The sequence below is a fragment of the Borreliella americana genome (assembly GCF_032595795.2).
GTDB classification, from domain to species: Bacteria; Spirochaetota; Spirochaetia; order Borreliales; family Borreliaceae; genus Borreliella; species Borreliella americana.
In genome coordinates, this window is record NZ_CP132449.1 from 502,536 (window position 1) to 523,334 (window position 20,799).

Annotated in this window: 22 protein-coding genes; 21 read left to right on the forward strand and 1 reads right to left on the reverse strand. The window is 28.4% G+C overall.

Annotated features, from left to right (window positions below; translation table 11 throughout):
* The 17 genes from rplE to QIA00_RS02535 all read left to right on the forward strand — a co-directional run bounded on the left by rplE (nt 1) and on the right by QIA00_RS02535 (nt 10,207).
* Complete coding sequence (gene rplE / locus QIA00_RS02455) at nt 1-549, forward strand: 50S ribosomal protein L5 (RefSeq protein WP_316257272.1); 549 nt, start codon at nt 1-3, stop codon at nt 547-549.
* 16 nt (nt 550-565) lie between these two features.
* On the forward strand, nt 566-751 hold the full coding sequence (locus QIA00_RS02460) for a type Z 30S ribosomal protein S14 (RefSeq protein WP_002557082.1): 186 nt from the start codon (nt 566-568) through the stop codon (nt 749-751).
* Nucleotides 752-760: 9 nt separating this feature from the next.
* Nucleotides 761-1,159 (forward strand): 30S ribosomal protein S8, encoded by a 399-nt coding sequence (gene rpsH, locus QIA00_RS02465; protein WP_184107264.1) that lies wholly within the window; start codon nt 761-763, stop codon nt 1,157-1,159.
* A 16-nt stretch (nt 1,160-1,175) separates the two neighbouring features.
* Entirely contained in the window at nt 1,176-1,718 is a 543-nt protein-coding gene (gene rplF, locus QIA00_RS02470; protein ID WP_316257273.1) for a 50S ribosomal protein L6, read from the forward strand.
* A gap of 17 nt (nt 1,719-1,735) precedes the next feature.
* Nucleotides 1,736-2,095, forward strand: a complete 360-nt coding sequence (gene rplR / locus QIA00_RS02475; RefSeq protein WP_316257275.1) for a 50S ribosomal protein L18 — start codon at nt 1,736-1,738, stop codon at nt 2,093-2,095.
* Nucleotides 2,096-2,107: 12 nt separating this feature from the next.
* On the forward strand, nt 2,108-2,605 hold the full coding sequence (gene rpsE, locus QIA00_RS02480; RefSeq protein WP_316257276.1) for a 30S ribosomal protein S5: 498 nt from the start codon (nt 2,108-2,110) through the stop codon (nt 2,603-2,605).
* 3 nt (nt 2,606-2,608) lie between these two features.
* Nucleotides 2,609-2,914 carry a 50S ribosomal protein L30 gene (gene rpmD / locus QIA00_RS02485; protein ID WP_002657114.1) on the forward strand — a complete coding sequence of 102 codons (306 nt, stop codon included), beginning with the start codon at nt 2,609-2,611 and terminating at the stop codon, nt 2,912-2,914.
* Nucleotides 2,914-3,351: a 50S ribosomal protein L15 gene (gene rplO, locus QIA00_RS02490; protein WP_316257277.1), complete on the forward strand. Its 438-nt coding sequence runs from the start codon at nt 2,914-2,916 to the stop codon at nt 3,349-3,351. The genes rpmD and rplO overlap by 1 nt, the downstream gene beginning before the upstream one ends.
* A 12-nt stretch (nt 3,352-3,363) precedes the next feature.
* On the forward strand, nt 3,364-4,668 hold the full coding sequence (secY, locus tag QIA00_RS02495) for a preprotein translocase subunit SecY (protein ID WP_316257279.1): 1,305 nt from the start codon (nt 3,364-3,366) through the stop codon (nt 4,666-4,668).
* A 12-nt stretch (nt 4,669-4,680) separates the two neighbouring features.
* Nucleotides 4,681-4,794 carry a 50S ribosomal protein L36 gene (gene rpmJ, locus QIA00_RS02500; protein WP_002557090.1) on the forward strand — a complete coding sequence of 38 codons (114 nt, stop codon included), beginning with the start codon at nt 4,681-4,683 and terminating at the stop codon, nt 4,792-4,794.
* A gap of 17 nt (nt 4,795-4,811) precedes the next feature.
* Nucleotides 4,812-5,189, forward strand: coding sequence for a 30S ribosomal protein S13 (gene rpsM, locus QIA00_RS02505; RefSeq protein ID WP_316257280.1), 378 nt, complete (start codon nt 4,812-4,814; stop codon nt 5,187-5,189).
* Nucleotides 5,190-5,216: 27 nt separating this feature from the next.
* Entirely contained in the window at nt 5,217-5,609 is a 393-nt protein-coding gene (gene rpsK / locus QIA00_RS02510) for a 30S ribosomal protein S11 (RefSeq protein ID WP_231014107.1), read from the forward strand.
* 15 nt (nt 5,610-5,624) lie between these two features.
* Nucleotides 5,625-6,659, forward strand: coding sequence for a DNA-directed RNA polymerase subunit alpha (locus QIA00_RS02515; RefSeq protein WP_316257281.1), 1,035 nt, complete (start codon nt 5,625-5,627; stop codon nt 6,657-6,659).
* Between the two features lie 21 nt (nt 6,660-6,680).
* Nucleotides 6,681-7,052, forward strand: a complete 372-nt coding sequence (gene rplQ, locus QIA00_RS02520) for a 50S ribosomal protein L17 (RefSeq protein ID WP_316257282.1) — start codon at nt 6,681-6,683, stop codon at nt 7,050-7,052.
* Between the two features lie 72 nt (nt 7,053-7,124).
* Nucleotides 7,125-8,657 (forward strand): ribonuclease Y, encoded by a 1,533-nt coding sequence (rny, locus tag QIA00_RS02525; protein WP_316257283.1) that lies wholly within the window; start codon nt 7,125-7,127, stop codon nt 8,655-8,657.
* Complete coding sequence (locus QIA00_RS02530; RefSeq protein WP_316257284.1) at nt 8,647-9,435, forward strand: TIGR00282 family metallophosphoesterase; 789 nt, start codon at nt 8,647-8,649, stop codon at nt 9,433-9,435. Before rny ends, QIA00_RS02530 begins: the two co-directional genes overlap by 11 nt.
* Nucleotides 9,416-10,207 (forward strand): TlyA family RNA methyltransferase, encoded by a 792-nt coding sequence (locus QIA00_RS02535; RefSeq protein WP_316257286.1) that lies wholly within the window; start codon nt 9,416-9,418, stop codon nt 10,205-10,207. Before QIA00_RS02530 ends, QIA00_RS02535 begins: the two co-directional genes overlap by 20 nt.
* Here the strand turns inward: QIA00_RS02535 and QIA00_RS02540 are convergent.
* The gene (locus QIA00_RS02540; protein WP_316257288.1) at nt 10,204-10,950 is read right to left on the reverse strand and encodes a GerMN domain-containing protein; all 747 of its coding nucleotides are present in this window, start codon (nt 10,948-10,950) and stop codon (nt 10,204-10,206) included. The two genes, QIA00_RS02535 and QIA00_RS02540, sit on opposite strands and share 4 nt — an antisense overlap.
* An 86-nt stretch (nt 10,951-11,036) precedes the next feature.
* On the opposite strand from QIA00_RS02540, the gene der reads away from it, so the two are divergent.
* The 4 genes from der to QIA00_RS02560 are packed head-to-tail and all read left to right on the forward strand — an operon-like array spanning nt 11,037 to nt 20,797.
* The gene (gene der / locus QIA00_RS02545; protein ID WP_316257289.1) at nt 11,037-12,338 is read left to right on the forward strand and encodes a ribosome biogenesis GTPase Der; all 1,302 of its coding nucleotides are present in this window, start codon (nt 11,037-11,039) and stop codon (nt 12,336-12,338) included.
* A complete protein-coding gene (locus QIA00_RS02550) occupies nt 12,335-13,594 on the forward strand; it encodes a hypothetical protein (RefSeq protein ID WP_316257290.1) in 1,260 nt (419 codons plus the stop codon). Before der ends, QIA00_RS02550 begins: the two co-directional genes overlap by 4 nt.
* Nucleotides 13,591-14,277 carry an HAD family hydrolase gene (locus tag QIA00_RS02555; RefSeq protein ID WP_316257291.1) on the forward strand — a complete coding sequence of 229 codons (687 nt, stop codon included), beginning with the start codon at nt 13,591-13,593 and terminating at the stop codon, nt 14,275-14,277. Before QIA00_RS02550 ends, QIA00_RS02555 begins: the two co-directional genes overlap by 4 nt.
* A 19-nt stretch (nt 14,278-14,296) precedes the next feature.
* Entirely contained in the window at nt 14,297-20,797 is a 6,501-nt protein-coding gene (locus tag QIA00_RS02560) for a SpiroCoCo family coiled-coil protein (protein WP_316257293.1), read from the forward strand.
* Nucleotides 20,798-20,799 lie beyond the last annotated feature (2 nt).

Consider the following 20,799-nt stretch of genomic DNA (forward strand, 5'->3'; position numbering starts at 1 on the left):
ATGAATTATGTTCCTGAATTGAAAAAATATTATAAAGATAGTGTTATAAAGGAGCTTGTTAAGGAATTTGAATATAAATCTATAATGCAAGTTCCCAAGCTTGAGAAAATAGTAATTTCTGTAGGCGTTGGAGAGGCTGTTAGGAATAAGAAGCTATTGGATTCTGCTGTTTTAGAACTTTCTCAGATCACTGGTCAGAAAGCTGTAAAGACAAAAGCAAAAAAAGCAATAGCTGGGTTTAAAATTAGACAAGGGCAAGAAATAGGTGCTAAAGTTACACTTAGGGGTAATGCAATGTATGAATTTTTATATAAGCTTATTCATTTAGCATTGCCAAGGGTTAAGGATTTTAGGGGAATCAATGGGAATGCTTTTGATGGTAATGGAAATTATTCTTTTGGGATAACGGAACAAATAATATTTTCTGAGATAGACTATGATAAAATAGAAAAAATATCTGGCTTGAATATTACAATTGTGACAACAGCTTCAAATGATAAAGAGAGCAAAGCTTTGCTTTTGAAATTTGGAATGCCGTTTAGTAATTAGGGGATTTATAAGGTATATGGCAAAAAAATCAATGATTATTAGGGCTTTAAGAAAGCCTAAGTATAAAACAAGGCAAAATAATAGATGTAAGTTGTGTGGTCGTCCAAGAGGATATTTAAGAGATTTTTGTATGTGTCGAATATGTTTTAGAAAGTATGCGTCTGAAGGATTAATTCCTGGCGTTTCAAAATCAAGTTGGTAAGGGAATTTTATGGCGATTACTTATTCAGTAGGAGACATGCTAACTAAATTAAGAAATGCAAGTAGAGTTAGGCATGGATCTGTAGATTTAAAGATGTCCAATATGAATAAATCAATATTAAACATTCTTAAAGAAGAGGGTTATATTAAGGATTTTAATTTTTTAGAAAAGGAAGGAATTGCTTTTATTAGGGTTTTGCTAAAGTATGACAGCAAAAGAAATCCTGTTATAAATAAAATAGATGCCATTTCCACTCCCGGTAGAAAAATTTATTCTTCATATAAAAATATGCCAAGAATAAAGAATGGATATGGAATATTAATTATATCTTCTTCTCAAGGTGTTATTACTGGCAAGGAAGCTAAAGATAAAAAAATAGGTGGTGAGTTGATTTGCTCAGTTTGGTAGTTTAATAGGGGGATGTATGTCACGTATTGGAAGACTTCCAATAAAGATTCCAGATGCTGTTAAGGTTGATGTTAAAGACAACTTAGTGATAGTTGAAGGCATTAAAGGAAGATTGATTCAAGATATAAAAGACAGTATTAATGTTAAAGTTGAGAATGGCATTGTTATTGTTGATCGGGTTTTTAATGATAAAAAAGCAAAAGCTTACCATGGTCTTTACAGAAGTTTGATTTTTAATATGGTAAAAGGAGTTACTGAGGGATTTTCCAAGTCTCTTACTATAAATGGTATAGGGTATAGGGTAGAGCAACAAGGCAATAGCCTTTTTTTAAGCCTTGGTTATTCAACTCAGTTTGAATATGTTATTCCAGATGGTATTAGTTTAAAGCTTGATGGAAATACTAAAATTTCTGTTGAAGGAATAGACAAATTTAAGGTTGGTCAAGTTGCTGCTGAGATTAGAAGTTTAAAAAAACCAGAGCCGTATAAAGGAAAAGGCATTAAGTATGATAATGAAGTTATTAGAAGAAAAGTTGGAAAATCTGGTGTAAAAAAATAAATTTTGGGTTAATAATTATGAAAAAAATAAAAGAAGCAGAACAGAGAAAGCTTAGACGTAAAAAAAGAATAAAAGACAAAATAGGGCGTGGAGTAGCTAGTAGGCCACGAATTACCATATTTAAATCTAATAGGTATTTTTATGCGCAAGTTATAGATGATAGTAAGGGACATACTGTTGTAAGTATTTCTACTATTGAAAAAAGTCTTAATTTAGGCAAAAATATTGATGATGTAAAAAAACTTGGAGAAGTTCTTGCTAAAAGGCTTAAGGAGAAAAATATAAATAATCTTATTTTTGACAGAAATGGTTATAAGTATCATGGACTTATTGCAAGTTTTGCAACTTCTTTGAGAGAGTTTGGTATTAATATTTAAGGGAGTGTATTTATGGTAGATGTTCAGGCTCAGAGAAAGCAGGTAGAAAAATTAATATCACTCAACAGAGTTACTAAGGTTGTTAAGGGCGGGAGAAGATTCTCTTTTGCTGCTTTCATGGTTGTTGGAGATGGGGAAGGACATGTTGGTTGGGGCTTTGGTAAAGCTAATGATGCTAGTGATGCAATAAAAAAAAGTTTAACAAGTGCTAGGAAAAATTTAAGATTTGTTCCTATTCGAAAAGGAACATTGCCACATGAGGTTATTGGTTGCTTTAAAAAAGCTAAAGTTTTAATCAAACCAGCTACTCATGGTACTGGTGTTATTGCAGGGGGTCCCGTTCGTGCTGTAATGGAGGCTTTAGGAGTGCATGATGTTTTGAGCAAATCTCTTGGTTCTAATAATTCTATGAATGTAGTAAAGGCGACTTTTAAGGCATTTGATTTGGTTTTGAATGCTGAAAAAGTGGCAGAAATGCGAGGGAAAACTTTGAAAACTTTATGGGGTTAATATATGATTAAAAGGAAATTAAGATTACAGCTAAAGAAAGCTAGGTTTAATGCTTCAAGGTCTAGGTCTAAGAATAAATGTTTTATTAGAAGAATGGAAAATAATAGAAAAATTATTTCTAAAAATAATATTAATGTGCAAGTTTTTCTTGTCAGAAGTCTTATTGGGAAATTAAATAAAAAGGTCAAAGTTTTAAAAGCATTAGGTTTAAATAAAATAGGCGATAAAAAGGTTCATTTTTTAAATGAATCTATTAAAGGCATGCTTAACGAGACTATTAATATGATTTTATTAAGCGAGGTAATGTAATGTTTAACCTGTTAAAGCCCAAGGGGGCGAGCAAGCGACGTAAAATTGTTGGCAGAGGTCCAGGTTCAGGGCTTGGCAAAACTTCTGGAAGAGGTCAAAAGGGGCAAAAAGCAAGAAACACTTCGCCAAGACTTGGATTTGAAGGCGGGCAGACTCCTCTTTATAGAAGATTGCCGAGGAAAGGTTTTTCTAATAGTGATTATAAATTGGAATATGCGATTGTTAATCTTGGAGATATAGATAAAAAATTTAAGGATGGACAAGTTGTCAATTATGATACTTTACTTGAAAATAAACTTATAAAAAAGAAAAATAAAAAAATTAAGATTTTATCTAATGGTAAGCTTACAAAAAAAGTTTCTTTTGAGGTTTCTAAAATTTCTAAATCGGTCGAAAACCTTGTCATAAAAATTGGTTGTACTATTAAATTAGTTTAAAGTGGAATAAAGATGAAAGAATTGTTTTTAAGTTTATTTACCGTTAAGGATTTAAGAAATAAGTTCTTGTTTACTTTATTTGTTCTTTTTCTTTTTAGAGTTGGTTCATATTTGCCGATACCAGGAATAGATTCTATAGCGCTTAAAAGTTATTTCAAGTCGCAATCAGATTTTTCAATTGCTAATTATTTTGATTTTTTTTCAGGGGGAGCTTTTAGTAATTTTTCTATATTTATGCTTAGTATAGGACCCTACATTTCGGCATCTATTATTGTTCAGCTTCTCGTTTATTCTTTTCCTTCTTTGAAAAAAATGCAAGAAGGTGACGGCGGGAGACAAAAGACTAAAAAATATACTAAATATTTAACAATAGTTGCAGCTGTAGTTCAAGGATATGCAACAAGCCTTTATGCTAAGGGTATTCCGGGTGCTGTTACCATTCCCTTTTATAGATATATATTTATTGCTATTTTAACGGTTACTACTGGTACATTTATCCTTTTGTGGTTTGGAGAGCAAATTAATCAAAGAGGTGTAGGCAATGGAACATCTTTGATAATTTTTTCTGGCATAGTTGTTAGACTTCAAGCGGCTTTGTTTAACTTATTCCAAAGCATGCAGGATCCTTCTCAAAATGTTAATCCTGTTTTTGTTATACTTATTATAAGTATATTTATTTTAGTTGTTATATTAATTATATATGAATATAAGGCGCAAATGCGAATTGCTATTCATTATGCCAGAGCAAATTCTAATAGCACAGTTAGTTCATATTTGCCAATCAAGTTGAATCCATCGGGCGTTTTACCCGTTATTTTTGCTTCTGTTTTAATTGCTCTGCCTTTACAAATTTTAAGCGGTTTTGCAGAAACTTCTTCTATAGCTAGACAAATTTTATCTTATTTAAGGCCCAATGGTTTTTATTATACTTTTCTGAATGTAATTTTGATAATTGGATTTACATATTTTTATTCTAAGATTCAGTTAAGCCCCAAAGATATAAGCAATAATATTCGTAAGAATGGGGGTACTATTCCGGGAATAAAGTCTGATGAGATGGAAAAATATTTAGATGAAATTATGAATAAAACTTTATTTTCAGGATCTATTTTTTTGTCAATTATTGCAATTATCCCATTTTTAGTGCAAAATATTTTTAGATTTCCGCATGATGTTTCTAGAATAATGGGTGGGTCTTCTTTGCTTATTATGGTAGGAGTTGCTCTTGATACATTAATTCATGTTGATGCTTATTTGAAAACTCAAGGATTTTCTCACGGAAATAAAAAGAATTATGCATTTTTGCAAAAAATTTAGGAGTGTTTGATTATGAAAGTTAGAGTAAGTGTAAAGCCAATTTGTGAAAAATGTAAGGTTATAAAAAGAAAAGGCGTATTAAGAATTATTTGTGATAATTTAAAGCATAAACAAAGACAAAAGTAAAAATTAGAGGAAATAAAATGGCTAGAATATTGGGAATAGATTTACCAAATAATAAACAATTAAAAATAGCGCTTACTTCTATTTATGGTATAGGTAGAACAAGAGCTTTGGAAGTTTGCAATAAATCAAATATTTCTCCAAGCAAAATTGCAAAAGATTTAGATAATGATGAGGTTAATCGACTTAGGAAGGTAATTGAGAGTGATTATGTTGTAGAGGGGAAACTTAGAAGTGAAGTTGCAATGTCTATTAAAAGACTTATGGATATAGCGTGTTATAGAGGCGTTAGACATAGAAAAGGATTGCCATTAAGGGGACAGAGGACCAAAACAAATGCAAGAACTAGAAAAGGAAAAAGAAAGACTGTAGCTAATAAGAAAATAGCTAGCAAGTAAAATAGTTTTTAAGATTTGGAGGGCAAGTTGAGCGCAAAATTATCAACTAATAGTAAAAAAAAAATCAAAAGAAATATCGGAGAAGGAAGGGTTTATATACAAGCTACTTTTAATAATACCATAGTTACTGTATCTGATATAAAGGGTAATGCTTTGGCCTGGGCAAGTGCTGGTGGAATGGGTTTTAAAGGGGCTAAAAAGTCGACCCCATATGCTGCTCAAATAACAGCAGAGTCTGCTTTAAATAAAGTGAGAGATTTTGGAATTAATTATGTTCATGTGTATATAAAAGGGCCAGGCATTGGTAGAGAATCTGCAATAAGGGCTATTGGTTCGATTGGTATGACTGTAAAATCAATTTCAGATATTACTCCTATTCCTCATAATGGATGCAGACCTAAAAAAACCAGACGAGTTTAGCTATAAGGAGTTATGATGCCTGTGGAAAAATTTTTGAAAGATTTCACTATACCTGAAAAAATTGAATTTTTAAAAAGTCAAGGTGATGGGTCTTATGGTAAATTTACGATATATCCTTTTGAAAGAGGCTTTGGGATTACTATAGGTAATACTTTAAGGCGTGTGTTACTTTCTTCTATTGAAGGGTATGCGATTACTGCTATGAGAGTTCAATCTAACAATAAAGACTCTTCGTCAAAGGTTGTTTCAAGTGAATTTGATTTGATTCCTGGAGTTTCTGAAGATACTCTTGAAGTTATTGCTAATATTAAAAATATCCATTTGAAACTTGGAGAAGGAGAGCAAAGAAAGACAATAAGCTTTAGTGTTAGTGGCAAAGATACTAATGTTTTAAAAGCTTCTCATTTTGAAAGAGATGGAGTTGAGGTTTTTAATAAGGATTTAGTTATAGCTACTTTATCACATGATGTGAATTTAGATCTTGAATTTCAAATTAATTATGGCAGAGGTTATGTGTCTTCTGAACAAAATTCTAAGTATTTAGAAGAAGTTAATGTTATTGCTTTAGATTCTATATTTTCTCCTATAGAGAAAGTTTCGTATTCTGTAGAAGATACTAGGGTTGGTCAAAGGTCAGATTATGACAAGCTTGTAATGGAAATTTGGACTACAGGCGTGATTTCTGCCAAAGATGCAATAAAAAAGGCTGCATCAATAGTAAGAGAGTTTTTGTTTCCCCTTGTTGATTTTGAAGACAATGTTAATACATCTTTTAATAAGTCAAAATCAGAAAGTTCTAACTTACTTGATATGGGTATTGAGAAATTGAATTTATCAGTCAGATCTTTAAATTGTTTAGCTAAAGAAAATGTTAAGACTTTAGGGGAACTTATTAGTAAAAATGCAGAAGAGCTTTCTAAAGCTAGAAATTTTGGGAAAAAAAGTTTAGAAGAGATAATTGAAAAGCTTGATTCTTATCGATTATATTTAGGAATGTCTAAAGAAGATGCTCTATCTGTGTTGAGTAAGAATGTTAAAATATCTGAATAAAAGGAGAGTTTAGGCTGTTTCATGAAAACAAAATTGGGTTTTAATAGATTAAGTAGGAAGTCTAGTCACAGAAGAGCACTTTTAAAAAATATGGTAATTTCTTTTTTAAAGCATGAAAAAATTTCTTCTACTAAGGCAAAATTGTTCGAAGTTAAAAGATTTGTTGAAAGGTTGATTACAAGGGCAAAAGTTGATAATGTGCATAATAGGCGAGAATTATCAAAATTTGTACATGATAAATATATTTTAAATAAGCTATTTACCAAAATTTCTCCTGTTTTTAGGCAAAGAAGTGGTGGGTATACTCGGATGATTAAATTAGGAAAAAGATATGGAGATGCGGCTGAAATGGCTATCCTAGAATTAGTTGAAAAGCCTTTAAAAGTTGAATAATTAATAATTTGAGCGCACTGTTTTAAAGATTAAATTTTAAATTGCTTTTAAACAGGATAGGAGTTAAATGATATGATATATATTATTTTTTCTTCTATTTTTGCTGGCTTTATATTAGGATTTTTAGTAAGAGTTTTTTTAGGTAGATTGTCTTTATTAAATTTAGAAAAAAATCTGAAAAAATTAAGAGTAGAATCACAATTAGAGATAGAAAATGAAAGAAGGCAAATTATTGCTAATGCAAAATCTCAAATGCTTAAAGAAAAAAACCAGCAAGATAGGGATATAAGAGATCGGAAAAATGAGATTGTTAATCTAGAAAAAAGATTATTACAAAGAGAAGAAACCCTAGATAAGAGAATATCTGCTCTTGATAAGCAGCAATCTAGAGTTGATTTTAAAATTAAAGAATTTGAACAAAAAGAAAAAGTAATAAGAGAAAAAGAGGCCGATCTTGTTAAAAGATTAGAAAATATTTCTGGTCTTACAAGAGAAGACGCAAGAAAAATTGTAATTGAAAAAGTTGAACATGAGTCTAAAAGAGATGCTCAAGTTATTATCAATAAAAGTGAACAAGAAGCACAACTATTAGCAGATAAGGTTGCAAAAGATATTTTAGTATCCACTATGCAGCGTATTGTTACAGAGGTAAGTTCTGAGTTTACAGTGGCTTCTGTTGAACTACCTAATGATGAGATGAAAGGTAGGATTATAGGCAAAGAAGGGCGCAATATTAGGGCTCTTGAGACTTTAATAGGAGCGGATATCATTATTGATGATACGCCTGAAGCTGTTGTTATATCTTGCTTTGATCCAATAAGAAAAGAGCTTGCTAAGAGGACTTTAGAAAGGCTTGTTACAGATGGCAGAATTCATCCTGCTAGGATTGAAGAAGTTGTGTATAATGTTACCAACGAGATAAATAGCATTATTCAAGAAGAAGGTGAGAAGGTAGTTTTTGACCTTAATATACATGGGCTTGATAAGAGGCTTATTAGAGGGTTGGGAAGGCTTTACTTTAGAAGTAGTTATGGTCAAAATGTTTTAAGTCATTCTAAAGAAACGGCTATAATAGGAGAAATTTTAGCCAAAGAGATGAAATTAGATCCTGTTGTAGTAAAAAGAGCATGTCTTTTGCATGATATTGGGAAAGGGATGGAAAGTATTTCTGATAATAGCGAAGGACATGCTATTACTGGTGCTGAACTTGCTCAAAGTTGTGGAGAGAGCGAAATTGTTGTTAATGCTATTGCTGCACATCATAATGAGGTGAAGCCCGAAAGTCTTGAAGCTATTGTGGTTCAAATAGCAGATGCTATCTCAGCATCTCGTCCTGGTGCAAGAAGGGAAAGTTTAAATAACTATATAAATAGACTTAAAAGACTTGAAGACATTGCGTATAGTTTTGAGGGTGTTCAAAAATGTTATGCTATTCAAGCTGGTCGTGAAGTTAGAATTATTGTTGACAATGCCTTGATTAATGATGAAAAATCAATTTTACTAGCAAGAGATATTGCTAAGAAGATAGAAGCCGAAATGAGATATCCTGGAAAAATTAAAGTTACAATTATTCGCGAAACTAGAGTTATTGAATATGCAAGATAGCACTATTAAAACCTTGATAATTGGGGATATAATAGGCGAGAGTGGATTAAAAAAAGTTTTTTTTAATCTTAAAAACATTAAGAATAAATATAGAATAGATTTGGTAATTGCTAATGGAGAAAATTCTTCAAATGGTTTTGGAATAACTCCAGAAATAGCAAATAACCTTTTTAGATCAGGCGTTAATGTTATTACTACCGGTAATCATGTGTATTCTAATTATAAAATAAATGATTACTTAAATAAGCAAACATATATCTTAAGGCCAAATAATTTTTCAGATTTATTAGATGGACATGGTTATTGTTTTTTAACTATTAGAGATGAAAAGGTTGCTGTTGTTAATGTTCAAGGAGTTTTAAATATGAATTTTATTGTTAAAAACCCTTTTGATAATACAAAAAAATTGGTTAATATGCTGAGCAATAAGGCCAGAACCATTTTTGTAGATTTTCATGCTGAGAGTAATTATGAAAAAGAAAGTTTTGGGTATTTTTTAAATGGTTTTGTAACAGGTGTAGTTGGTACTCATACCCATGTTATGACGCAAGATGAAAGGATATTGTCAAAAGGTACAGCCTATATTAGTGATATTGGGATGACAGGCGGATTAAATTCTGTTATAGGATTTAATCCCGATATTTCTCTTAAGGGGCTCCTTGAATATACCCCTTTGAGAGCCGAAGTTGTTAAAGATGACACAATTTTACAAGGAGTTATTATTACTTCTAATTTAAAGACAGGCCGTGCTTTAAAAATTGAAAGGATTCAGAAATAATTTATTAAATATACTTTGTAAAAGGTATCCAGAAAAAACAAGAGAAGAATTAATGATCTTAATTCTAAAAGGTAATATATATGTAAATTCTCATAAAGAAAAAAATCCTAAAATGTTAATAAACAAAACAAGTAAAATAGATTTAGTTGAGAGTTCTTGTCAAGCATTTGTATCAAGAGGAGGATACAAGCTTTTAGAGGCTCTTAATGGCTTTGAGATCAAAGTTAAAAATAAAATTTGTGTTGATGTTGGCTCTTCAACCGGTGGTTTTACCGATTGTCTATTACAGTGTGGCGCCAATTTTGTTTATTCAATTGATGTGGGCATTAATCAACTTTCTTATAAATTAAGAATTGATCCAAGAGTTAAAGTTTTAGAGAGAACTAATATTTTTGATGTTACAGAATTTAAGATTGTTCCTAATTTTGCCGTTGTAGATGTTTCTTTTAGATCATCAATAAGTATATGTGTAAATTTAATAAATAAACTTTCTGATAATTTTATATTAGTTTTAATTAAACCTCAGTTTGAGCTTAAAGGTTTAAATTTAGATATAAAAAATTTTAATGGGGTTGTGAATGGTAATTATTTGAAAATAATTTTGCAAAGCGTGATTGAAAAATTTTATAAAAATAAATTACAAGTTAAAAATATATTAAAGTTAAAAACAAAAGGTAGAAAAGGTAATCAAGAATTCATGTTTTTAGTTGTCAAGTCAAGTGTTTTAAGTATTGTAAGTTCTATGCAATTGCTTAGCGATATTGAATTTTAATATTTATCTAAAGTCTTTTTATTTAATATTCCCGAGAAATTTAAGTTTAATTCTTCAAGTATTATTGGATTATTTTCTATTGTTAGAATTATTCCATCAATTCCTTTAATTTCAAGACATGTTAAGGTTATTTGAGCGATTTGATTAATTATTCCTTCAATTCCAAAACTATTTTCATAAAATTCTTTAGATAAGTTTATTTTGGCAATTCCTTCGCTTAGGCTTAAATTTAAAAGCTTGGTTTTTATAGGGATTAAACTTAAAAAATTATTTTTTAGCTCATATTCATTGGGTCCCTTGATTAAAGATTTTAGTGTTTCTTCAAGAATATTTTTGTCGTAATATATAGCTCTTTTTACAGTTTGTCTTAAAAAATAACCTTCTGGGGTTACTTTTATAAAATAAAGTTTAATAAACTTTTTGTTTTTAGGGTTATTATTTCTTTGGTTTTTCTTAAGTTCTTCTTCAAGTTTTTTTATTTCTGGTGGTTGGATTAAAAAACTTTCATTTTTAAGTATTTTTATATTTGTATTTTTATTGGTAGTTTTTTTAGCTTCAATTAATTTATTATCCTGTGTTTGACTTGATTCGAATAAACTGTTATCGTAATTTTTTTCTTTAAAAATATGCATAATAAGTGAATTTTTGATTATTAATAGTACACTAATTATTGTTAAAACAATAGCAATTAAAATTAAAAGTATGTCTGATTTGTTTGAGTTTGAACTTTTTTTTCTTTTCAATATAAACACTCATGTGTAATTGGCATAAATACTAATATTTGCTATTATAATGGAAATATTGTAATAAATAAAGAGGTTTATTTGCTTTGATTAATTATAAAAAGGTTCTTATTGTTGGTAGACCAAATGTTGGTAAATCTGCTTTATTTAATCGAATTTTAAATACAAAAAGAAGTATTACTGAGAGTGCTTACGGTGTTACTAGGGATTTAGTTGAAGAGGTTTGTAAGGTTGATTCTTTTCATTTTAAATTAATTGATACTGGTGGGTTTACTATCTTGAAAGATGAGATTAGCAAAATTGTTGTGCAAAAGGTTTTAAGCTCTTTAGAAAAAGTTGATTTAATTTTATTGGTTTTAGATATTAATGAAATTTTACTTGAAGATTATCAGATTATTGAAAGACTGAGAAAATATAGTAATAAGGTAGTTTTGGTCTTAAACAAAGTAGATACTAAAGATAAGGAATGTCTAGCTCATGAATTTCATAATTTAGGATTCAAGCGCTATTTTATGGTTAGCGCAGCCCACTGTCGAGGCATTACTAAGCTTAGAGATTTTTTAAAAGTAGAAGTTGGTGAAGCTAATATTGAGAATGGAGTTGATATTAAGGTTGGAATTATAGGTAAGCCCAATTCAGGCAAATCTACCCTTATTAATTATTTATCTGGAAATGAAATTGCAATTGTTTCGGATCAACCTGGTACTACTAGAGATTTTATTAAAACTAAGTTTACTAGAAATGGGAAGGTTTTTGAGGTTATTGATACAGCCGGTATAAGGCGAAGGGCAAGAGTAAATGAAATTGTTGAATATTATTCTGTTAATAGGGCATTAAAAGTAATTGAAATGGTAGATATTGTGTTTTTGTTGATTGATGTTAAAGAAGAATTGACTTCTCAGGATAAAAAGATTGCACATTATGCTGCTAAAAAAGGGAAAGGAATTATTATTGTGTTTAGTAAATGGGATCTTGTGGAGAAATCTAAAGATTATTTTGAAGCCTTAAAGAGTCGTGTGAAGTTTTTTTTTCCTATTTTAAATTTTGCCCCCGTATTTAGAATTTCTGTTCATAAAAAGATAGGCCTAGATTCCCTTTTAAAAGAATCTTTTGAGTTAAAAGATCAGCTTGAGCTTAAAACCAGTACTTCAGATCTAAATAAAATGTTAAATTTATGGATCAAAGATTATCATTTAAATATTTCTCATAAAATCAAATACATTACACAAGTTAGTACTAATCCTGTTAAGTTTATTCTTTTTGCAAATAAAATAAAGAATTTTCCAAATTCTTACTATAATTATTTAATAAATAATTTGCGTAAAATTGGATATAAAAATATTCCAATTTTAGTAGAATTAAAGGAAAAAATAAGAGATTTAAAGTGAGATATATATTTTTATTCTTAATATTTGAGAGTCTAAATCTTTTTGCGCTTGAGAGTTTTTTTTATGATTTTGATGTGAGGACTAAATATTCAAAATATTTTAATTCAAGCTATTTGCAAAAAAAAATAAGTCCAATAAAACATTTTATTACAGAAGATTATTACATTGAAGTTTCAAGTGAAGTTTCTTCTGAGTATGTTTATTATTCTTTTTTTAATAAAAAAAAGAATGTAGGGTATATTTTTCCAGGATCTTATGTGATTAAAGTGGGTAAAGAGGGAATTGAGCAAGTAAAAATATTTTTTATAAACAGAGGGGATACGTTTATTAGGATAAAGTCTGCAAAATTTTCTTCTAGTGCTGATTTTTATTTAGTAAATACTTTAATTTATAAAGATGTTAAATTGCCTTTTAAGGTTGAAGAAATTGCAGTAATTTCTCTTGCCAATATAATAAATTATATTGGTAAGGTTATTGATTTTAGATATTTTATTCCTGAATATTTTGATATTTATAAAAATATTTCTAATATGGTAATTAGTTTAAGAAAATTTCTTACATCTTTTCCCATTGCTGAGGTTTTTGATGGTGCAATGGATGAGTATGGCAAAATGGTGCATATAGAAACTGGGTTGTTGCAAAAAGATCCTGTGGGGTTTAATTGCTCGGGATTTGTTAAATGGGTGGCGGATTCAATTTATAAATCAATGACAGGACGACTTTTAAAAATTGATGATCTTAAGCTTAGACATATTGGTGTTAGAGGTAGTAGTTTTACTAGAAGTCAAGAATTTAATAAGGATCCTTTTTTTGGTCTTGATTGGATTCGTAATATTGCTTATAGGATAAATAATATTAATGTAGACTTAAATTTATTTAAAATCAAGGAAAATGATGTCAATAATATTAAGTTTTTTGATTATATTGACAATCGTGGTTATAAAATTGAAAATTTAGAGTTTTTATTATATAGTTTGGCTTTAGATGAGCCTGGATATATTTATTTAGGATCTATTAGCACGGGTGTTAACAATTTATCAAGCATGGTGCTTCATAAGCATGTTGTTTTGTTTCTTCCATTTCTTGATGAAAATAGGATTTTTAGGGTTTCTGTTAACGAGGTTAATACTGAAACTTCAATCAAGTCTCTCCAGAAAAGATATCCAAAATCTTATATTCATTTAGTTAGAGTTAAGGTTCCTGAAAATTTACCAATAGAGCCTATACCCATAAAGGCAAATAATCAATCATCATGATTAAAGCTGTAGTATTTGATTTAGATGGCACCTTGTATCCTGAGGCGGATAGAAATAAATTAATGTTTTTTGAATTTTTAACGAATGTTAAGTTTTTTTTAGCTTTTAAACAGATTAGGAAAAAAATACGAATTTTACAAAGCAATCAATTTTCACCTTCAAATAGGGATGAACTCTTTTTTATCCAGGTTAAAATGCTTTCGGAGCATTTAAGTCTTGATGAGAATCGGTGTGCTTTTTTATTAAATAAAATATATTACAGTCAGAGTTTTAGCGATAAGTTTAAGAAACTTAAGCCATATCTTGGAGTTAAAGATTTAATCTATTGGCTTAAATTTAAGGGAATAAAATTGGGTGTAATGTCAGATTTTCCTATTTTAGGTCGTGTCAAAAATTTATTAGGAATTAACGACAGTTTTTGGGATATTCTTTATTCCTCTGAAGATACTGGATATTTAAAGCCACATAAAGCACCTTTTTTAAAAGTTATTGAGGATTTGAATTTAAGTAGTAATAATATTTTGTATGTAGGGAATTCTTATGAATATGACATTTTAGGTGCTAGAAATGTTTCAATGAAAGCGGCTTTTTTTTCAAAAAAGAATATAAATTACAAGGGGACGATTGATTTTATTTTTCATGATTATAAAGACTTAAGAGAATATATACGTTTTAATATATAGAATATGGGTAAAATATTTTATGATAGATTTTGCGACTATTTTAGTTAATCTTTTTTTGGTTTCAATAGTTTTATTTGTTTATAGACAATATGATAAGCGTTCTAGAGCATTAGATAAAATTAAAAAGTTCGTTGATCTTACAAAGGTTAATCTTGAAGATTTTATTGAAGATAAGACAAAGGAGATTAATGATCTTGCTGTTGATATGGAAGCTTATCAAAGATCTAGTATAGAAATAATAAAAAAGATTGAGGAAGTTCAGCAAAAGATTAAAAATAAAAGCAATGATTTTGCAGAGGTTGAAAAAAAGATAGCCTATCATGATTCTATGCTTAAGGATCTTGATGAAATGACTTTTAAAGTTCAAGAGAATATACAAAGATTGCAAGTTGATGGAAAAATAGTAGATAAACTTTCAAAAACTTTAAAAGGATTTAATACTCAAATTGATTCGGTTGAATCAAATTTGAATTCAGTGTTAGAAAAATTTGACAAGACTAATAAAGAAAATCTCGAGTCTATTAAAATTGCTAGTTGGGAAAAGTTTGATACTAATATTAAGGAACTTTTTTTTAAAATGGATAATTTGAATAAAGAGATTAGTCTTTATGAAAAAGATTTAGCAAACATTGAAGAGAGAAAAAATAACATTTTAGTTAAAGGTAATGAGAAATTAGATTTAGAATTCAACGATTTTCTTGAAAAGGTCGAATTTAATATTGGCAAATATAACAAAGAAATTGAAAGTTCTTTTAATTTTTATGAAAACAAATATAAGTTAATAGAAAATTCTATAGAACTTATTATGGATAGTGTAAAGAATAAAATTAATGAAAAAGAAGATTTTATTTTAAATAGGCTAAATGAAGAATTACAAAATAAATTTAAGGATATCTTTACATATGTTGATGATCGTTCTAAGGAAATTAAAGATAAGCTTGAGAATAAATTGGTTTTGGTGGACAATGAAATTTCTTATATGAGTTCTTCTTTCAAAGATGATGTTTATTCAAGAATTAATTCGCTTGAGGAGGCAATGCGAATAGAGATGGGAAAGTATGAGGAGCAAGTTGATGATGTTTTTGATAAATTTAGATCTCAAGTGGAGTTGAATCTTAAAAATATTTATGAGGATTATGAAGATAAAATAAGTCAAGTTGACAATAACATTAGGGAAAGGGTAGAGCTTAGTTTGTTAGATTTGAATTCTAAAATGGAAAGTGTTCAGGTAGGTGCTATTGATTTAATAAAGAGGCTTGAAGATGATTCTAATGGAATATATCTTGAATTTAAAGGCAAATTTGGGGCAGATATTGAATTATTTAGTGAAAGTTTTAAGGGCGATATTAATCAGCTTAAAATGCAGTTAGAATCTCAACTCTTAGATGTTGATTCAAATATTCAAGACAAGCTTATTAAGCTTAATGATAATTTGATTTCTAATTTTGAAGAAATTAATGGTAGGTTTAATAATAATTATTCAAGTTTAAGTGATAGTATAAATGCTAAGTATACAGCTCTTTTTGAATCTTTGGATTCTAGTAGCTCTAAATTTGAAGATAAAATGGAATCTAAATACAAGAGCGTTACAGATAAATTAACGGCAGAAATGGATGAATTTTCTTTAATTTATGGCGAGAAATTTAAGACACTCTCTCAAGAGGCTATCAATAGTTATCAAGCATTTCAAGATTTAAACAAAAAATTAGAAAATGAAATTGAAGCTTTTAATAATATGTTTGAAAAAACCCAGGAGACTTTAAAGGAAGATTTTAATGCCAGTTTAATTAATATTAAAGATGAAATTAGCAAAAATATAGTGGAGTTTAAGGATCGTTATTACAATGAGGTAAATGTTTTTGTTACTCAGCTAGAAGAAAGTAAGCTTCAATATTCAAAGTGGCAAGGCGAAATGGATTCTAATTTAAAAAATATTGAATCTCAAATAAATAAAACAAATGAAGAATTTTTAAGTTTAATTCAGATTCAAAAGGAAAAAGGAATAGAGCTTAGCGAGAGCGTTTTTAATGATCTTTCAGATCATATTCAAAAAAAAGCTATTGATATGCACGGCAGTTGGAAAGATGAACTTATTGCTTTAAATAAATCTTTGCTTGATATTAAGATTTCTAGTGAAGAGCTACTTTCATCTGCTACTTTAAAAATAGAAAATTTAGAAAAAGATGTTAACGATAGAATGGAATATGTTTTATTAAAAACAGGCGATATTGAGAGTTTAGTGATAGAAAAATACAAAGAATTAAAAGATATGTCATATTCACAAAGTGATGAGGCTATATTAGGAATTAAAGAGTTTATTAATAGGCAAACAGAAATAATTAAAGATAAAAGCGTATTTATGCTTGAAGATTTGAATAAAAAATTTGATGATAAAAATAATCTTGTCATAAGCAAGATTGAAGAATGTGATTATAAATTAAAAGATTTCAAGATTGAATCAGAAGATATTTTAAATAATTTTAAGTCTGATCTTAATGAATTTATTGAATCAAAACTACAAATTGTTTCTAATATGAAATCGGACAATCAAAAGCAAATTGATGATTTTTTAGATAGAATTTCTAAAGATATTTTAAACAGGAAGGATTCAATTAACAATGAAGTAGATAGTAAGCTTAGTGATTGGCAAAGTAAATTAAATGAAATAACCGTTAAAATTGAAAATTTATTGTCTTCAGGTAAAGTTGATCTGGATTTAATAGATTCTGAGGTTACTACAAAAATTAAAGAGCTTAAATTTTCTATAGAAAGTCTTGAGAGTTATTACCTTGAGAAAATAGATGAGTTTAGAAATCAAGGCGCTATATATTCTGATGAGCTTTTACAAGACATAATGAACCATTTTAATAAAGAGACTAGAGAACTTGAAGAAAATTTATCAAAGAAATTTGCTTCAGTTTTAAATAATTCAGAGGAATTTGTTAAAGAGGTTGATAGTTTGTTGCAAGATAAAAGAACTGACATTGCTTCTTTTCAAGCCAATATAGATATTACCCTTGATTCTCTTAGTGTGAAGTTTAATGATATAAATAAAGAAATTAATGGAAAATATAATGAGGTGATATCTAATTATAGGGGGTATTCAGAGAATATTTCTAGTAAACTTGAAAACGAAATAATGCATGAGATTGAAAATCTAAGTAGAAGATTGACAGATAGAATAAACAGCCTTAGTAAAGGTATGGATGAAAATCTTCAAAAACTTAAGGAATCTTTTGATGTGTCAAAATATCAAGTTGAAAAATTTGAATTGAAAGTTAAAGATTTAACAGATGATGGAGAAGCAAAAATTAACGAGCTTGTTAAAGAGATCGAACAGTATTATAAATCTAGATTAGAAGAAGCAATTGATTATAGAAGAACGATTGATAGCGATATTATGCAAGCAAAAGAGAGATTTGGGGAGATAACAAATGAGCTTAAAAATAATATTGAGAGTAAGTCTGAGTTTTTGAACGATCTTTATAAGGAAAGATTTAAACTTATTGAGAGTAATTTTGAAGAGAGATATTCTACATTTTTAATTGAAAGTGAGGGAGCTATTTCAAAAATTAGAGACGAAATTTATAAAACACTTACAAGTAATGATGAAAATTTGCAAATTAAGATTTCTGAAATGGATCATAATTTTGAGATAATAGAGCAAAGATCAAAAGATATTTTAGAATTTGAAAAAGAATTGCAAGATAAAATTAAAAATTGTTACGGTGTTATAAATTCTCAATTTGGAGAGATTAAGGCAAATGTTGAAGAGAATATAAAAAATCATTTTGAGGCATGTATAAAAAAGGCACACACCTTGATTGATGATGACATTTTAAAGTATGAAAATGAAATTCAAAAGAGAATTGATTCTTTAAAATCGATTGAGAGTACTTTTGATAGTATAGAAAAAAATTTGAATGATAAGGTGAGTGGGTGTATTGATAAAATAACCAACGATTTTAATCTTAAGTATATTGAACTTGAAGAGAGGTGTAATGAAGGGCAATTAAATTTAGAGAATAAAATTGACAACAAAATTAAAGCCATTGATAATTTAGCTTTAAGTCAATATGATGGGATTGAGAAAAAGTATACTGATATGTACGATGAGTTTTCAGAGAGATTAAATTCTTATATTGCAACTTTAAGTGAAGAGTTTAAAAGTTCTAATAAAGAGATGATTTTTGAACTTGAATCTCAACTGAAAAATCTTAAAAATCTTGAATCTGATTTAAATAATATTGAAAAGGATGTTATTAGATTAAAAGAAGAGTCTTATCATAATGTTTCATCACATCTTAAACTATTAGAAGAAGACTTTTTAAAAGATTTAAAAATTAGAGGCGAAGAGCTTAAATATTCTTTGGAAAACTTTATTGCCTCATATAATGATAAAATTCAAAATTTAGAATATGATTTGTCTAAAAATTTGGAAGACAAAACAGAACTTATTCAAAGTTTCCGATTAGATATTGAACAGAAAATTAAAGATGATAAAGAGAATTTTTATTTGGATTTTACTAAAGAATTTTCTTCTAAAAAAAAAGATATGCAGAGTGAGATAGCTTTAATGGAAACCAATATTACAGAGAAAGTAGATGAATTTGTTGATTTTGTAAATAACAAGCAAAGTATTATTGATTCTTGGTTTTTGAATATTAAAGATGATGTAAAAAATTGGCAAGAAAAATCTTATAGCACAATAGAGAAGAGAATAAATCTTGCTGAGCTTGAAATTAAATCATTTGAGAATGATATTTTTAATGTTAAGATTGGTTTAGAATCTTTTAAAGATGGTTTTGAGATTAAGGCTGAAGAGATTTTTAGCAATTTGCAAAACGAGGCTAAAAAAATTGAACAATCGGTTAATCTTGATTTTAAAAATATTGGCGAGTCATTAAATCTTAAAGTTTTAGATCTTGAAAAATTTGTTGATTTTAAAGTAGAAAAGATAGACGAAAAGGTTAATAAGAAAACCGAAGATATTTTAATTCAAGCAGAAGTGAAATTTTTAACTCAGCAAAAGGATCTTGAAGATAAGATTTTTGAGCTTAATCAGAAATTAGAGCATGAATTTACAACTTTGTCTTCTAATCTTGATAAAGTAAGGCGAGAAATGATTGATGTAATTTCTAGTGATAAAGAAAGTTTCGAAGGGCAAATTGAATTAATGAATAAAAATATTTCAGAATTTTCTGAAAGAATTAATTTATACAGAAATAATATTGAGACATCAATTGAGAATGAATATAATTCGTTTTCTAAGTCTATAAAATCGGATTTTGATTTGCTTGAGGATGAGCTTAAAAAAAGCTTAAAACATTCAACATCAGAGATTGAAACCATAAAGAATGGCTTGCAAGAACAAATTGATAAATTTGAGGTTGAATTTAAGAAAAATCATAAAGAATTATTAAAAGAAGTTGATACCAATATTTTAGAACTTGAATCTAAAATATTAAATTGTGATATTCAATTTAACAAATTTATTAGTGAGATTAAAGAGAATTTAGTTGAATATAAATCTGATTTGAGAGCAGAATTTGAATCCAGTTACGATAGAATAAATTTCCAAATTGAGAATCAAATTGAAAATTTTAAAAAATTGGATGCTGAGCTTGAAAAAAATAATTCAATATTTCTGGAGGCTTATTCTCTTAAAGACAAGTTGGAAAAATTATGGAAAACCTTAAAAAATGAAATAGATCTTGCTCAGGAATATAAAAATAATTTTGAAAACGTTAACAAAGAATTCTATAATATTCAAAAAGAAACATTAGGCATTATTGAAATTTTTAATGAGTTAAAGTTAGAACAAGAATCAATTAAATCTATTAAGAATGATTTTAATAGATTTTTTGAATTTTACTCTTCATTTGATAGTAGATATAAGGGTTTAATTGAATCTTATGATGAAATGCAAATTTATAAAGCTAAAATAAAAGAGATAGCTGACGAGCAGAGAACTATTCTTGATAATTATGAAAGAATTAGCAATAAAGAGAGTATATTAAAGAGTACTATAGAGTCTATTGATAAAAATTTTGATTTAATAAATGAAGTGGAGAAAAGATTTAATAATTTAAGCAAAGAGAGCGCTAAGTTTCAAGACAATCTCAAGGATATGGAAAATGTTGTTTCAAGTCTCTTATTAAACAAAGGGCTGTCAGAAGAAGTGTTGATTAATGCTCAGAATTTAAAGGAAATGCTATTAGATATTGAAAATAAGTTGAAAAATACTTTGATTATGAGAGAGAAGGTGGTGAAATCTGAGACAAGGCTAGAGAATTTAAATATTGCAGCAGAAGAGAGAATAAAAACTCTTGGCATTCTTGTTAAAACTGATTCTAAATATCAAGATAATGTTGGTCTTAATAATGAAACTGTTAGGAATTCTGTAATAAAATTAATGAGGCAGGGATGGAGTGCTGAAGAAATTTCTAGAGCCACCAAATTGTCTATTGGGGAAGTTGAGCTTATTTTAGAGCTTGGTATAAGCAATAAAGGTGATTAAAG